Origin of the sequence: Klebsiella pneumoniae (assembly GCF_000742135.1) — a bacterium.
GTDB lineage: Bacteria > Pseudomonadota > Gammaproteobacteria > Enterobacterales > Enterobacteriaceae > Klebsiella > Klebsiella pneumoniae.
On record NZ_KN046818.1, the window covers coordinates 185,684 to 200,814 of the forward strand.

Sequence of the window (15,131 nt, forward strand, 5' to 3'; positions counted from 1 at the left end):
TTTTCCTTATATGTATGCTTGTTTTGTACTCAGAACCTTACGATTCTCAAAAAAAATTACGCACGATACCGTTTAATTGTACACGTTCAGTTCTGGCTCGCACCAACAACCTGTAATACTTTGTTGAGCGCTTGTTCAGGTTGTTCACTGTCTAACCAGTGCACACCTTCCCAACCGCGCAGCCAGGTGACCTGACGTTTGGCTAACTGTCTCGTGGCGCAAACACCTCGATAAACCATCTCATCATACGGGATCTCGCCATTGAGATATGACCACATCTGGCGGTATCCAACACAACGGATGGAAGGCATGTCCGTATGCAAATCTCCGCGGGCAAAAAGCGCCCGTACTTCTGCTTCAAAACCTGAAGCTAACATCTGATGAAAACGCTGTTCTATGCGTTGATGGAGCAGTTCACGGCTCGCCGGGGCGATGGCGAACTGATGCACCTGATATGGCAGAGCGTCTCCTGACGTTTGCGTCAGTTCCGTTAAAGTTTTACCCGAAATGAAAAAAACTTCCAGTGCCCGGGAAAGCCTTTGCGGATCATTTGGATGAATACGCGCAGCAGCCACGGGATCGATCTCCTGTAATTGCTGATGTAACGCATTCCACCCCTGCTCTGCGGCCTGCTGCTCAATCCGCGCTCTGACCTCTGGGTCAGCCGACGGTAAGGGCGACAATCCTTCCAGCAACGCTTTGAAATACAACATCGTTCCGCCGACTAACAGCGGAATTCGCCCGGCGGCGACTATATCCGCCATCGCCGCCAGCGCATCGCGGCGAAAATCCGCCGCGGAATAGGCCTCCGCAGGATCCAAAATATCCAGCAGCCGATGCGGCGCAGCGCTAAGCTCCGCAGCATCCGGTTTGGCGGTGCCAATATCCATTCCCCGATAAATGAGGGCGGAATCAACGCTAATCAACTCTACTGGCAAAACTTTACGTAAGGCTATCGCCAGCGCGGTTTTGCCGGAGGCCGTCGGGCCCATTAAAAAAATTGCCTTGGGCAGGCTCGCCTCGGTTACATCATTCATCTTTCAGGGCATTCATCGCCGAATGGAGATCTACAGGTTGTAACAGGCCACCCGGCGGCGTTCTCACCAGCTGCGGGCAAAGACGCTCAACGTCCGCCAGCAGCGCAATCGCCTGCGCCATATTCCATGACGTCTGTTCGCTCGTCAGATTACGCGCCATCCATTGGGCGATATTGCCGACGTCGAATGCGTTTTGCTGCGCCAGGTAGCCTATCAGTTCAGGAATCAAGATTTGTAAATTTTGTTGTCTTAAGGGTAAAGGGACCGCGCGCACCGTCACGTGCAGGGCATCGGTATGCACATCGATCCCTAGCTGCGCCAGCGCCGGCTGAGCGGCGGCCAGCGCCTGCTTTTCCCCTTCCGTAACTTTTAACCGCAGCGGGATCAGCAGCGGCTGAGCACATACCGCCTCCGCTCCTGGGGTCAACTGCGCCTGGCGCAGCCAGCGCTCGGCAACGGTCAACGACAGCAGCGCCAGACCGCCCTCGCGCTCCAGCAGCGCGCAGTCGCCGCCAACAATCGTCAGCACTCTGCCAAAGCTCTGACTGTGACCGGCCAACTCTGCCGCCGCCGGAGGCTGCAACGCTGGCTTTGGCGCCGTTGGCGTGTCGAGCAGTTGACGATAAAGCGCTCCCTGCTGCTTCTGGTAACCCGGCTGCGCATGCGGCCAGCTCGCGCCGCCCGGTTTGCCGCTGGAGGCCGCAGGCTCACGCGATGGCGTGATGCTGAAGCGGGCCGCAGTTTCCCGCGCTTCCGCTGGGCGCGCAAACTGGTTGCCGCCCGCGGCGATGCGGTTCTCCGGCATCGGGCGCGGCGCCGGCGGGTCGTCTTTTTCCGCCAGCGGCGCGTCAAGCTGCTGCTGCAGTACGCTCAGTACGCCCTGGTAGATAAAGTCGTGCACCAGGCGCGACTGATGAAAACGCACCTCATGCTTGGCCGGGTGGACGTTTACATCCACCTGATGGGGATCGATCTCCAGATACAGCACAAACGCCGGTTGCTGATCGGCACCCAGCTTGTCTTCACAGGCCTGGCGGATAGCATGGTTGATCAGCCGATCGCGCATCATCCGCCCGTTAACGTAGCAATACTGAATTTCCGCCAGCGCCGGGGTGGTATGCAGCGGATCGGCGACCCAGCCGCGCAGGGTCAGATCGCCATGCTGCCACTCGATCGCCAGCGCATGTTCGAGAAAAGCGGCGCCGCAAATTGTCCCCAGCCGGCGCTCGCGCTGGCCATCCTGAGCGACGGCCCGATACTGGCGCATCACCTTGCCGTTATGGCTGAGGTTGATAGTGACGTCGAAGCGCGCCAGCGCAATGCGGCGCACCACCTCGTCAATGTGGCCGAACTCGGTCTTTTCGGTGCGCATGAATTTGCGCCGCGCCGGGGTGTTATAGAACAGATCGAGGACTTCCAGAGTGGTACCGACCGGGTGCGCCGCCGGCTTCACCGTCACCGCCTGATCGCGGCCTTCAGCATACGCCTGCCAGGCTTCCTGCTGCTCCGCCGTGCGCGAAGTCAGCGTTAAGCGCGCTACCGAACTGATACTGGCCAGCGCTTCGCCGCGAAAGCCGAGGCTAATAATGGCCTCCAGATCGTCAAGCGAGGCGATCTTGCTGGTCGCATGACGAGCCAGGGCCAGCGCCAGCTCGTCTTTTTTGATGCCGCTGCCGTTATCGCGGATGCGAATGAGCTTCGCGCCGCCGCGTTCGATATCAATGTCAATCCGCGTGGCGCCCGCATCAAGACTGTTCTCAACCAGCTCTTTCACCACCGACGCGGGCCGCTCCACCACCTCGCCGGCGGCAATCTGGTTGGCGAGCTGCGGCGGCAGAACCTGAATCGGCATCCCCTGCTCCTTAGTTAATCAACATCCCGCCCGGCGCCGCGGCGCTGGCGGTCTGCGCCGCCTCGCCGCGAGGCGCCGACTGCAGCGGATGCTGCATAAAGTAGTTGCGTAAGCCGTTATAAATCGCCTCCGCAATCTGCTCCTGGTAATCATCGCTACCCAGCAGCCGCTCTTCGCCGTTGTTACTGATAAAGCCCGTTTCCACGAGGATCGACGGGATGTCCGGCGAGCGCAGCACTCCAAGGCTGGCATGCTCCGGGCGGCGTTTGTGCAGGTTGCCAATACGCTGCAGCTGGCTCAGCACGTTGGTCGCCACATCGTAGCCGACGCGCTGGGAATGACCAAACTGCAGATCCAGCACCGCCTGGCTCAGGTAGGGGTCGGCCTGGCTGTTTGCCAGCACATCGCCCGCACCGCCGAGCAGTTCAGACTGCTTCTCATGCTGCTCGAGCCAACCGGCCATTTCGCTGTTGGCGCGACGGTTCGAGAGCACCCACACCGAGGCGCCGGTGGCATCGCGGTTTGGCGCGGCGTCAGCATGGATAGAGACGAGGAAATTGGCGTTTTGCTTACGCGCCACCTCAGAGCGGCCCATCACCGAAATAAAGTAATCCCCGTCGCGGGTCAGCACCGGCTTAAACTGCGGATCGGCGTTCAGTAACGCCCGCAGCTTGCGCGCGATAGCGATAGTGACGTTCTTCTCTTTGGTGCCGTTCGGGCCAATCGCGCCAGGATCCTGGCCGCCGTGCCCGGCATCAATGGCGATAATGACTTTATCATCCGCCGACACCGTGCGGGCCGCCGGGCGAGTCACGGTCTGATTGTTGGTCATCGCCGGCTGAGAGGAGGTCATCACCGTCTGCCGTTCATGACCCGACGAGCTGAACGGGTTACGCCCTGGCGTCGTCGTCCGGGAAGGCATCACCGGCGGCGGGTCGGCCCGTTTCACCACCACGGGCGGCGGAGGCGGCGGCGGCGGCGCTTCGGCGTTGATGGTAAAGACCACCGTGTAATTCGCCCCGTTCTGTTGCTTCACCGCCCGGGTTTTGCCATCTTCCGTCAGATCCACCAGCAGACGCAGCGTCTGCGTATCCTGCGGCGTGCCGGCGCGAATACTCTTCACCAGGTTGCTGCCGCTAAACTGCAGCGGTAGTCCCTGCAATACGCCGGTCTGCTTGATATCCAGCGCCACCAGACGTTTACCCTGTGGGGTAAAGGAGTACTCCGGCTCACCGACAAAGCTTAGGGTAATACGGGCCTGCTGGTCTCCGTTAGAGACCTGGATATCGGATAAACTCGCCGCAGTGGCGTGAAGACTCGACAGCATCAGCGCAGCGGCAAGCCAGGTGGTTATGCGATACTTCATCCCGTCATCCTTCAGGCTAAAAGGCTAAACGCGCCAGTAAAGATTCACCCCGTGAGGAGATCGCGGTAATACGCGCCTCACGCCCTTGTGCCTGGTAATCAAGGTGAATTTCAACATCCGGGTCAGGCAGGACACCTGCGCCTTGCTGCGGCCATTCCACCAGGCAGATGGCATCGTCGGCAAAATAATCACGGATCCCCATAAATTCGAGTTCCTCAGGATCCGCCAGACGGTAGAGATCGAAGTGATACACCATCAGGTTCTCGAGGGTATAGGGCTCCACCAGGGTATAAGTTGGGCTTTTGACATTGCCGCGGTGACCGAGCGCCTGCAAAAAGCCGCGGCTGAAGGTCGTTTTCCCCGCGCCTAAATCACCATACAGATAAATCACGGTGGCGCCGGTACAGGCCTGCGCGATGCGGTCGCCAAGGGCCAGCGTGGCCTGCTCATCGGGTAAAGGAATCACTCGGTTAATCATGGTCTACGTCAATCACATCCGGGTTAACAACACGCCTGAGCGTGGAAAAGAGATCGGTCGCCAGCATGCCGCGGGTGCCCTCGCGGGCGGCCAGTCGGTCGGCGGCATCGCCATGAGCGACGCACCCGGCACAGGCAGCATCATACGGCGTCAGGTGCTGTCCTAACAACGCGGCGATGATGCCGGTGAGCACATCGCCCATCCCGCCGCTGGCCATCCCGGCATTGCCGGCATCGATAATGCCCATCGCCCCGCTTTCACTGGCCACTACCGTGCCCGCGCCTTTCAGCACAACCACGCCGCCATACCGTTTTACCAGACGCTGCGCAGAAAGTAAGCGATCGCTTTCAATTTCTGCCACGCTGACGTTCAGCAGACGGGCCGCTTCGCCGGGGTGCGGCGTTAGCACGCGATTGTGACGTTTATCGGGATTGAATGCCAGCAGGTTCAGCGCGTCGGCGTCCCAGACCATCGGTTTGTTAAAACTTTCCACCGTCCGCAGGGCGCTGCGTCCCCATTCGCGCTGCCCCAGGCCAGGGCCAATCGCCACCACATCAGCCCACTCCAGCGCGGCTTTCAGAGTCTGCGGCGTCAGTTCATCTACCATTAATTCCGGCCGCACGGTGACAATGGGCGCCACGTTCTCCGGGTGAGTAAGTACTCGCACCAGTCCCGCGCCGCTGCGCAGGGCCGCTTCACCGCACATACGGATAGCGCCTGCCGTGCCGCGATCGCCGCCGACAATCACCAGCTTGCCGTGATCGCCTTTATGGGAGGTGGCCCGCCGCGGCGGCAGCCAGTCGGCGAGGTGGGCGGCGCAAAACCGCGTCAGAGGAGTGCTTTGTCCGGCGAGCCAGCGTTCGAGCCCCAGCGCATGATGGTGGAGTTGCCCGACGACATCCCGCGCCTTGCCGGTCAGCAGCCCCGGCTTGAGGGCGATAAAGGTCAGCGTATGGTCGGCCTGTACCACTGCACCTGGCGTCGCGCCCGTCTGCGCATTCAGGCCGGAAGGGATATCCAGCGCCACCACCGGCGCCGGGTGGTGGTTCGCCTGGTGGATGAGCGCCGCAACGGGATCGCGCGGCGCACTGCGCAGACCGGTGCCGAGCAGGCCATCAATAATCAGTGAGATATCGTCGGGCCATGGGATGGTCGCCGCATGGATCACGCCGCCGGCGTTAAGCCACGCCTCCCGCGCCGCCTGCGCCTCTTCCGGCAGCGGGCTGTCACTCTCCACCGCCAGCAGCGTCACCCGCCGCCCCGCGGCCTGTGCCAGACGCGCAACGACATATCCGTCGCCGCCGTTGTTGCCATGTCCGCAGAGGATCAGCCAGTGCGCGCTGGCAGGATAAGCACAGCTGGCCAGCTGGAACGCCGCCTCGCCCGCGCGCTGCATGAGTTCGAACAGCGTCAGCCCCAGGCTGTCCGCCGCCTCTCGTTCGGCCAGGCGCAGCGCCTCCGCAGGCCAAATGTTGTATGGTATACTGTCAGGGTTTTTCGTCATTGTATGGTCCATCATGTCACAGCCCCTCGATCTCGTTCAGTTAGCGCAACAAATCAAACAATGGGGCACAGAGCTTGGGTTCCAGCAGGTGGGGATCGCCGATACCGACCTCAGCGCCAGTGAACCCAAACTGCAGGCATGGCTGGATAAACAATACCACGGCGAAATGGAATGGATGGCCCGTCACGGTATGATGCGCGCCCGTCCTCACGAACTGCTGCCCGGTACGTTACGCGTCATCAGCGTGCGGATGAACTATCTGCCCGCTAACGCCGCCTTTGCCCGCACCCTGAAAGATCCCACGCTGGGTTACGTCAGCCGTTATGCCCTCGGGCGTGATTATCATAAGCTGCTACGTAATCGCCTGAAAAAGCTGGGGGAGAAGATTCAGGAACAGTGTGCTTCGCTCAATTTTAGACCTTTTGTCGATTCCGCGCCTATCCTGGAACGGCCAATCGCAGAAAAAGCGGGCCTAGGCTGGACAGGTAAGCACTCACTTATCTTAAGCCGCGACGCCGGATCGTTCTTTTTCCTCGGCGAACTGCTGATTGATCTGCCCCTGCCGGTCGACAGCCCGGTTGCGGAGGAGTGTGGGCGCTGCGTCGCCTGCATGACCATCTGTCCCACCGGGGCCATCGTTGAGCCCTATACCGTCGACGCCCGGCGCTGCATCTCCTATCTCACCATTGAACTGGAAGGTGCAATCCCCGAGGAGTTCCGTCCACTAATCGGCAACCGTATTTACGGTTGTGATGATTGTCAGCTGATCTGCCCGTGGAACCGTTTCTCACAGCTCACCGATGAAGAGGATTTCAGCCCACGCAAAGCGCTGCATACCCCGCCGCTGGTGGAGCTGTTCGCCTGGAGCGAAGCGTGGTTTCTGAAGGTGACCGAAGGGTCGGCGATTCGTCGCATTGGCCACCTGCGCTGGCTGCGTAATATCGCCGTCGCGTTGGGCAATGCGCCCTGGGATGAAGCCCATCTTCGCGCCCTGGAGAGCCGCCGGGGCGAGCACCCGCTTCTCGACGAACACATTGAGTGGGCGATTGCCCAGCAACTGAAAAAGCGGAACGCCGACGCCGTTGAAGTACAGCTGCCGAAAAAATTACGTCTGGTCAGAGTGGTAGAGAAAGGCTTGCCGCGCGACGCCTGATTCATTCACAGGCTGTGAATAAAATCTAAAACACATTGCGTTTCAAGGCGCAGACCAAGGTCAAGTGATCGGATTAACATTTTGAAATGAAATTTATTTGTTAAATTTCAATCACATACAAAGATACTATTTACAAAGCGAAGCATTTGCGCCGCCAGTGACGGAACGACAACCTGTGGATAACTCTGTTCACAGTATTTCTGCAGACCAAACGAAAATCATCCCCGGCGCTGGATTGCGCTGTGGATAAATAAGAGATGGAAGAAAATTTGGAGCGGGAAACGAGACTCGAACTCGCGACCCCGACCTTGGCAAGGTCGTGCTCTACCAACTGAGCTATTCCCGCTTAATCTTCGGCTTTCGCCCCGCATCTGCGAGATGAAATCCTTTGATCAGGATGGTGCTTTCAAATTTTGGAGCGGGAAACGAGACTCGAACTCGCGACCCCGACCTTGGCAAGGTCGTGCTCTACCAACTGAGCTATTCCCGCGTTACTGCATTTTTTGCCATATTTCGATGGCGTCGTAATTTGCATTTCTGCGTCGTTACGGGAGGCGCATTATACGAGAATTCGATGCCCCTGCAACCCCCTGACGATCACTTTTTTGCGTTTTTTGTTTAAATGGACATTTTCTCGCCATCTACGCCGCTGAATTGTATAAATAAGCGTCATAATGGGCAAAATCGCTTTTTCCGCCCGGCTGAATGACGCAAAATCGCTCGCATCATACAGCGGTGGCGCGACGTATAACGAGGCCACCCCGACGCCAAACAGGGAATTAGCATGAGAAAAGTCCTCACCGTCCTGCTGCTGAGCACGCTGGCCATCGGAACCGCGTCAGCCGAGACGCTCCATTTTGGCACCACCACGGCCAATCCACCGTTTGTCACCGCCAACGGCAAAAATCAGCCCGTTGGCTTCGATATCGATCTCGCGCACGCCCTGTGCCAGCAGATGCAGGCGCAGTGCCAGTTCACGGCGCAGCGTTTCGATACCCTGATCCCGGCTTTACGCTTTAAGAAATTTGACGCGGTGATTGCCGGCATGGAAGTGATCCCGATGCGTGAGAAGCAGGTCGCCTTCAGCCGACCCTATCGCCAGGCGCTCTCCGGGGTAGTGATCGTCAACAAAGATGTCGCCCATACCTTTGCCGATCTGAAGGCTAAAAAAGTCGGCGTGGTGAAAGGCACGCTGCATCAGCGCTACCTGCGTGATAAACAGAAAGCCGTACAGGCTGTCCCTTACGACGATGTCGCCAGCGCCCTGGCCGCGCTGAAAGCCGGGCAAATAACCGGCGTCATGGGCGACTTCGCCACCCTCGACGCCTGGCAGCAGGAGAACCCTGACTACGCCATCATGGATGAACGGGCCACCGACCCGGCTTATTACGGTAAGCAGTATGCGATTGCGGTGCGCAAAGACGATCCGGAGCTGCTGAACGCCATCAACGATGCCCTGGCCGCGGTCATGGCGACACCTGACTTCCAGCAGATGCAGCAGAAGTGGTTTAAATAACGCAGAAAAGTGTACCGGGCCGCGCACAGGGCCCGGTCGCGGTTTACAGTTTAATGAAGTGTTCGCGGTAGTAAGCCAGCTCGGCGACCGACTCGCGGATATCGTCCATCGCCTGATGAGTGCCCTGCTTTTTAAAACCGTCGAGAATTTCCGGCTTCCAGCGGCGCGCCAGCTCTTTCAGCGTGCTAACGTCCAGATAGCGATAGTGGAAATAGGCTTCCAGTTGCGGCATGTACTTAAACAGGAAGCGACGATCCTGGCCGATACTGTTGCCGCAGATCGGCGACTTGCCCGCCGGCACCCACTGCTTAAGAAACTCAATGGTCGCCAGTTCGGCATCGTGCTCGCTGACAGTGCTGGCCTTTACGCGATCCACCAGACCGCTGCCGGTATGCGTCCGCACATTCCACTCGTCCATTAATGCCAGCTGAGCGTCCGACTGATGCACCGCGATGGTCGGGCCCTCAGCCAGAATGTTCAGGTTGGCATCGGTCACCAGGGTGGCGATTTCGATAATGCGATCGCGCTCCGGATCCAGCCCTGTCATCTCAAGATCGATCCAAATGAGGTTGTTTTCATTTGCACTCATGCTATTTTCCACCCTTCTCGCGTGACTATATTCATCTAAAATAGCGTGTATCATAGAGGTTTTGCCCCATCAGGGCGACCAGGAGCCAGTTCGATTGAGTAAAAATAAACTCTCCAAAGGCCAGCAGCGCCGCGTCAAAGCCAACCACCAGCGCCGTCTGAAAACCACTGCGGAGAAGGCCGACTACGATGACAACCTGTTTGGCGAAACGTCGGAAGGCATTGTCATCAGTCGCTTTGGTATGCATGCCGACGTCGAATCCGCTGACGGCAGCGTGCATCGCTGCAATATCCGCCGGACGATCCGCTCGCTGGTCACCGGCGACCGCGTGGTCTGGCGGCCGGGTAAAGACGCCGCCGACGGCGTAAGCGTCAAAGGGATCGTCGAGGCGGTGCACGATCGCGCCTCCGTCCTGACGCGTCCGGATTTTTACGACGGCGTGAAGCCTATCGCCGCCAATATCGACCAGATCGTGGTGGTTTCCGCGATCCTGCCTGAGCTGTCGCTGAATATTATCGATCGCTATCTGGTGGCCTGCGAAGCGCAGGATATCGAGCCGCTCATTGTGCTGAATAAAATCGATCTGCTGGATGATGATGGTCTGCGCTTCGTCAATGAGCAAATGGATATCTACCGCAACATCGGTTACCGCGTGCTGCTGGTTTCCAGTCGGACTCAGGACGGCCTTAAGCCGCTGGAAGCGGCCCTGACCGACCGCATCAGTATCTTCGCCGGGCAGTCCGGGGTCGGTAAATCGAGCCTGCTGAACGCCCTGCTCGGGTTGAACGAGGATCAGATCCTCACCAATGATGTCTCGGACGTTTCCGGCTTAGGTCAACACACCACCACCGCGGCACGCCTCTATCACTTCCCGCACGGCGGCGATGTGATTGATTCACCGGGGGTACGTGAGTTCGGCCTGTGGCATCTGGAAGCGGAACAAATCACCAACGGCTTTGTCGAATTCCATGATTATTTAGGCCGTTGCAAATATCGCGACTGTAAACACGATACCGATCCTGGCTGTGCGCTTCGCGAAGCGGTAGAGAACGGCAAGATCGCCGAAAGCCGTTTTGAGAACTACCACCGCATCCTGGAAAGCATGGCGCAGGTACAGGTAAAAACGCGTAAAAACTTTTCCTCGTCCGATGACTGATCATTAAGCTGAGCATCACGTCAGGCGCTGCCGGGCAGCGATGATGACGCAGCTTACGCGGATGCCATTTGGCGAGTTTTACGTATAGAATCGTCCCCTTTTTTCAGGTCCCCGCCCGCAGGCGGGGTCAGGAACGACATATCATGGCCTGGAGGCTACTTTGTTAAACGATCTTAAACTTTCACTGCAATACATTCTGCCTAAACTGTGGCTCACCCGCCTCGCAGGCTGGGGTGCGAGCAAACGCGCAGGTTGGCTGACGAAGCTGGTCATCGATCTGTTCGTGAAATACTACAAGGTCGATATGAAAGAGGCGCAGAAGCCGGATACCGCGGCTTATCGCACCTTCAACGATTTCTTCGTGCGCCCGCTGCGCGACGACGTTCGCCCGCTGAATACCGATCCAAACGTGCTGGTGATGCCGGCCGATGGCGTGATCAGCCAGCTTGGCGCCATTGAGAACGATAAAATCCTGCAGGCTAAAGGTCATGACTACAGTCTGGAAGCCCTGCTGGCCGGCAACTATCAGATGGCCGACCTGTTCCGTAACGGCAGCTTCGCCACCACCTACCTGTCGCCGCGCGACTATCACCGCGTACACATGCCGTGCAACGGCATCTTGCGCGAAATGATCTACGTTCCTGGCGACCTGTTCTCTGTTAACCACTTGACGGCGCAGAACGTCCCGAACCTGTTCGCCCGTAACGAGCGCGTCATCTGCCTGTTTGATACTGAGTTTGGCCCGATGGCGCAAATTCTGGTGGGCGCAACTATCGTCGGCAGCATCGAGACCGTGTGGTCCGGCACCGTGACCCCGCCGCGCGAAGGCATTATTAAACGCTGGACCTGGCCCGCTGGCGACAACGAAGGCTCCATCGCCTTGCTGAAAGGCCAGGAGATGGGCCGCTTCAAACTGGGTTCCACCGTGATCAACCTGTTTGCCCCGGGCCAGGTGAAGCTGGTCGACACGCTGCAAAGCCTGTCCGTGACCAAGATCGGCCAACCGCTGGCGACAGCAGTGGAAGCGACCGCCGCCGCTGAACCCGCGCCGTTACCGGAAGAAGAGATCCGCGCCGAACACCGCGCCAGCCCGCTGGTTGACGATAAACAAGACCAAGGTTAATTCTTCAGCAAAAGGGTTATGCCGTGCGCCTGATATACACTTTCCTGTTGGCCTTGAGCCTCAGTTTCGGGGCGTACGCTGCGACAGCCCCGGATGCTAAACAGATAACCCAGGAACTGGAACAGGCGAAGGCGGCAAAGCCCGCCCAGCCTGAAACCGTTGAAGTTCTGCAGTCCGCGCTGAACGCGCTTGAGGAGCGAAAATCATCCCTCGAGCGCGCCCGTCAGTATCAGGACGTTATCGACAATTTCCCCAAACTGTTTCAAAGCCTGCGTGCCCAGCTCAATAATCTGAGCGAAGAGCCGCGCCAGGTGCCAACCGGCTTGACCGCCGATGCGCTGAACCAGGAGATCCTGCAGGTCAGCAGCCAGCTACTGGAATCGAGCCGCCAGGCGCAGCAGGAGCAGGATCGCGCGCGTGAAATCGCCGACTCCCTGAACCAGCTGCCGCAGCAGCAAACCGATGCCCGTCGTCAGCTCAATGAGGTTGAGCGCCGCATCGGCACGCAAACCGGCAACAATGCTCTCGCCCAGGCGCAAAATCTTGCCCTGCAGGCGGAATCAGCGCGTCTGAAGGCGCTGGTGGATGAACTCGACCTCGCCCAGCTCTCCGCCAACAACCGCCAGGAGCTGTCGCGCGCCCGTTCCGAGCTGGCGCAAAAACAGAGCGAGCAGCTGGATGCCTATCTGCAGGCGCTGCGCAATCTGCAAAACAGCCAGCGCCAGCGGGAGGCGGAAAAGGCGCTGGAGAGTACCGAACTGCTGGCGGAGAACAGTGAAAACCTGCCGCCGGACATCACCGCCCAGTTTAAGGTCAACCGTGAGCTCTCCCAGGCGCTGAACCAGCAGGCGCAGCGCATGGATCTGGTGGCGTCCCAGCAGCGGCAGGCGACGAATCAAACGCTGCAGGTGCGCCAGGCGTTAAACACCCTGCGCGAGCAGTCGCAGTGGCTGGGCTCCTCCAATCTGCTGGGCGAAGCCCTGCGCGCCCAGGTGGCGCGGCTGCCGGAGCGCCCTCGCCCGCAGCAGCTGGATACGGAAATGGCGCAGCTGCGCGTGCAGCGTCTGCGCTTTGAGGATTTACTCAGTAAGCAGCCGCAGCTGCGGCAGATCCGCCAGGCCGACGGCGAACCGCTGACCAGCGAGCAGAACAAGATCCTGCAGGCGCAGCTGCGCACGCAGAACGAGCTGCTGAACTCGCTGCTGCGCGGCGGCGACACCCTGATGCTGGAGCTCACCAAGCTGAAGGTCGCCAACGGCCAGCTGGAAGACGCGCTGAAAGAGATCAACGAAGCCACCCACCGCTATCTGTTCTGGACTTCGGACGTCAGCCCCATCGGCTTCTCCTGGCCGCTGGAGATCGTCCAGGATCTGCGGCGCCTGATCTCCCTGGATACCATCAGCGAACTGGGCAAAGCCAGCGCGATGATGCTTACCAGCAAAGAGACCCTGCTGCCGCTGTTTGCCGCCCTGCTGCTGGTTGGCTTTAGCATCAGCTCGCGGCGCCATTTCACCCGCTTTCTCGAGCGCTCCAGCGCCCGGGTGGGGAAAGTCACCCAGGATCACTTCTGGCTGACGCTGCGCACGGTCTTCTGGTCGATACTGGTGGCCTCGCCGCTGCCGGTGCTGTGGATGACGCTCGGCTATGGTCTGCAGTCCGCCTGGCCGTTCCCGCTGGCGGTGGCGATTGGCGATGGAGTCACCGCGACGGTGCCTTTGCTGTGGGTGGTGATGATCTGCGCCACCTTCGCCCGGCCAAACGGGCTGTTTATCGCCCACTTCGGCTGGCCGCGTAGCCGCGTGGCGAAGGCGATGCGCTACTACCTGATGAGCATCGGGCTGATTGTGCCGCTGATTATGGCGCTGATCATGTTCGATAATCTTAACGACCGCGAATTCTCCGCCTCGCTGGGCCGCCTGTGCTTCCTGCTGATCTGCGGCGCGCTGGCGGTGGTCACCCTGAGCCTTAAGCACGCCGGTATTCCGCTCTATCTGGATAAAGAGGGGAATGGCGACAATATGGTGAACCGCCTGCTGTGGAACCTGATGCTTGGCGCCCCGCTGGTGGCCATGCTGGCGGCCGCCGTCGGCTACCTCGCCACCGCCCAGGCGCTGCTTGCGCGTCTGGAAACCTCGGTCGCCATCTGGTTCCTGCTGCTGGTGGTCTATCACATCATCCGCCGCTGGATGCTGATCCAGCGCCGCCGGCTGGCCTTCGACCGGGCCCGCCATCGTCGCGCGGAAATTCTCGCTCAGCGCGCCCGCGGCGAAGATGAGCCCGTTCACGTCAGCAGCCCGGAAGGGTCGGTGGAGACGGAGGTCAGCGAGGTCGACCTCGATGCCATCAGTACCCAGTCGCTGCGGCTTGTCCGCTCCCTGCTGATGCTGATCGCGCTGCTATCGGTCATCGTGCTGTGGTCGGAAATTCACTCGGCGTTTGGCTTCCTTGAGAATATCTCGCTGTGGGACGTGACCTCGACGGTACAAGGGGTGGAAAGCCTTGAGCCTATTACGCTTGGCGCGGTGTTGATTGCCATTCTGGTGCTGATCATCACCACTCAGCTGGTACGCAACCTGCCCGCGCTGCTGGAACTGGCGATCCTCCAGCATCTCGATTTAACGCCCGGCACCGGCTACGCCATCACCACCATCACTAAGTATCTGCTGATGCTGGTCGGCGGGCTGGTGGGCTTCTCGATGATCGGTATCGAGTGGTCGAAGCTGCAGTGGCTGGTCGCCGCGCTGGGTGTGGGTCTCGGGTTTGGCCTGCAGGAGATCTTCGCCAACTTTATCTCCGGCCTGATTATCCTGTTTGAGAAGCCGATCCGCATCGGCGATACGGTCACCATTCGCGACCTGACGGGCAGCGTCACCCGCATTAATACCCGTGCGACCACCATCAGCGACTGGGACCGAAAAGAGATTATCGTGCCGAACAAGGCGTTCATTACCGAACAGTTTATCAACTGGTCGCTGTCGGACTCGGTTACCCGCGTGGTGCTGACGGTGCCGGCGCCTGTGGACGCCGATACCGAAGAGGTGACGAAAATTCTCATCGCCGCGGCGCATCGCTGCTCGCTGGTCATCGATACCCCGGCGCCGGAGGCGTTTCTCGTCGACCTGCAGCAGGGGATCCAGATTTTCGAGCTACGTATTTTTGCCGCGGAGATGGGGCACCGCATGCCGCTGCGCCATGAGATGCATCAGCTGATCCTGGCGGGCTTCCGCGAGCATGGCATTGATATGCCGTTCCCTCCGTTCCAGATGCGTCTGGAAAGTATTGACGGCAGGCAAAGCAGTAAAACCATGACCTCGGCCGGAAAAACCAGCCGCCGTACGGCTGGTAGCCTGTAAACCA

11 protein-coding genes and 2 tRNA genes are annotated in these 15,131 nt (G+C 59.5%); 5 read left to right on the forward strand and 8 right to left on the reverse strand.

Going from position 1 to position 15,131, the window contains the following annotated elements; genetic code table 11:
• Positions 1-86: 86 nt before the first annotated feature.
• Genes miaA through nnr form a run of 5 tightly spaced genes read right to left on the reverse strand, consistent with a single transcriptional unit; the run spans position 87 to position 6,237 of the window.
• Positions 87-1,037, reverse strand: coding sequence for a tRNA (adenosine(37)-N6)-dimethylallyltransferase MiaA (gene miaA / locus DR88_RS23980; RefSeq protein ID WP_002885652.1), 951 nt, complete (start codon positions 1,035-1,037; stop codon positions 87-89).
• A complete protein-coding gene (gene mutL / locus DR88_RS23975; RefSeq protein WP_004146723.1) occupies positions 1,030-2,889 on the reverse strand; it encodes a DNA mismatch repair endonuclease MutL in 1,860 nt (619 codons plus the stop codon). Before mutL ends, miaA begins: the two co-directional genes overlap by 8 nt.
• Positions 2,890-2,899: 10 nt before the next feature.
• Complete coding sequence (gene amiB, locus DR88_RS23970) at positions 2,900-4,255, reverse strand: N-acetylmuramoyl-L-alanine amidase AmiB (protein ID WP_004146722.1); 1,356 nt, start codon at positions 4,253-4,255, stop codon at positions 2,900-2,902.
• Between the two features lie 16 nt (positions 4,256-4,271).
• Entirely contained in the window at positions 4,272-4,733 is a 462-nt protein-coding gene (gene tsaE, locus DR88_RS23965; protein WP_002885589.1) for a tRNA (adenosine(37)-N6)-threonylcarbamoyltransferase complex ATPase subunit type 1 TsaE, read from the reverse strand.
• The gene (gene nnr, locus DR88_RS23960) at positions 4,726-6,237 is read right to left on the reverse strand and encodes a bifunctional ADP-dependent NAD(P)H-hydrate dehydratase/NAD(P)H-hydrate epimerase (RefSeq protein WP_004198690.1); all 1,512 of its coding nucleotides are present in this window, start codon (positions 6,235-6,237) and stop codon (positions 4,726-4,728) included. Before nnr ends, tsaE begins: the two co-directional genes overlap by 8 nt.
• Before the next feature lie 13 nt (positions 6,238-6,250).
• Between nnr and queG the strand changes: the two genes are divergently transcribed.
• Positions 6,251-7,390: a tRNA epoxyqueuosine(34) reductase QueG gene (queG, locus tag DR88_RS23955; protein ID WP_025861946.1), complete on the forward strand. Its 1,140-nt coding sequence runs from the start codon at positions 6,251-6,253 to the stop codon at positions 7,388-7,390.
• 270 nt (positions 7,391-7,660) lie between these two features.
• On the opposite strand, the gene DR88_RS23950 is transcribed toward queG, so the two are convergent.
• Positions 7,661-7,736, reverse strand: a tRNA-Gly gene (locus tag DR88_RS23950).
• Between the two features lie 68 nt (positions 7,737-7,804).
• A tRNA-Gly gene (locus DR88_RS23945) sits at positions 7,805-7,880 on the reverse strand.
• Between the two features lie 294 nt (positions 7,881-8,174).
• On the opposite strand from DR88_RS23945, the gene DR88_RS23940 reads away from it, so the two are divergent.
• Positions 8,175-8,906, forward strand: coding sequence for a transporter substrate-binding domain-containing protein (locus DR88_RS23940; RefSeq protein ID WP_004177719.1), 732 nt, complete (start codon positions 8,175-8,177; stop codon positions 8,904-8,906).
• Between the two features lie 43 nt (positions 8,907-8,949).
• On the opposite strand, the gene orn is transcribed toward DR88_RS23940, so the two are convergent.
• The gene (orn, locus tag DR88_RS23935; protein ID WP_002885538.1) at positions 8,950-9,495 is read right to left on the reverse strand and encodes an oligoribonuclease; all 546 of its coding nucleotides are present in this window, start codon (positions 9,493-9,495) and stop codon (positions 8,950-8,952) included.
• 94 nt (positions 9,496-9,589) lie between these two features.
• Here orn and rsgA point away from each other — a divergent pair, with 94 nt between their 5' ends.
• The 3 genes from rsgA (at position 9,590) to mscM (ending at position 15,127) form a co-directional block, all read left to right on the forward strand.
• Positions 9,590-10,651, forward strand: coding sequence for a small ribosomal subunit biogenesis GTPase RsgA (rsgA, locus tag DR88_RS23930; RefSeq protein WP_004178332.1), 1,062 nt, complete (start codon positions 9,590-9,592; stop codon positions 10,649-10,651).
• Positions 10,652-10,811: 160 nt separating this feature from the next.
• Complete coding sequence (asd, locus tag DR88_RS23925; RefSeq protein ID WP_002885536.1) at positions 10,812-11,774, forward strand: archaetidylserine decarboxylase; 963 nt, start codon at positions 10,812-10,814, stop codon at positions 11,772-11,774.
• A gap of 23 nt (positions 11,775-11,797) precedes the next feature.
• Positions 11,798-15,127 (forward strand): miniconductance mechanosensitive channel MscM, encoded by a 3,330-nt coding sequence (mscM, locus tag DR88_RS23920; RefSeq protein WP_004146716.1) that lies wholly within the window; start codon positions 11,798-11,800, stop codon positions 15,125-15,127.
• Positions 15,128-15,131: the final 4 nt, after the last annotated feature.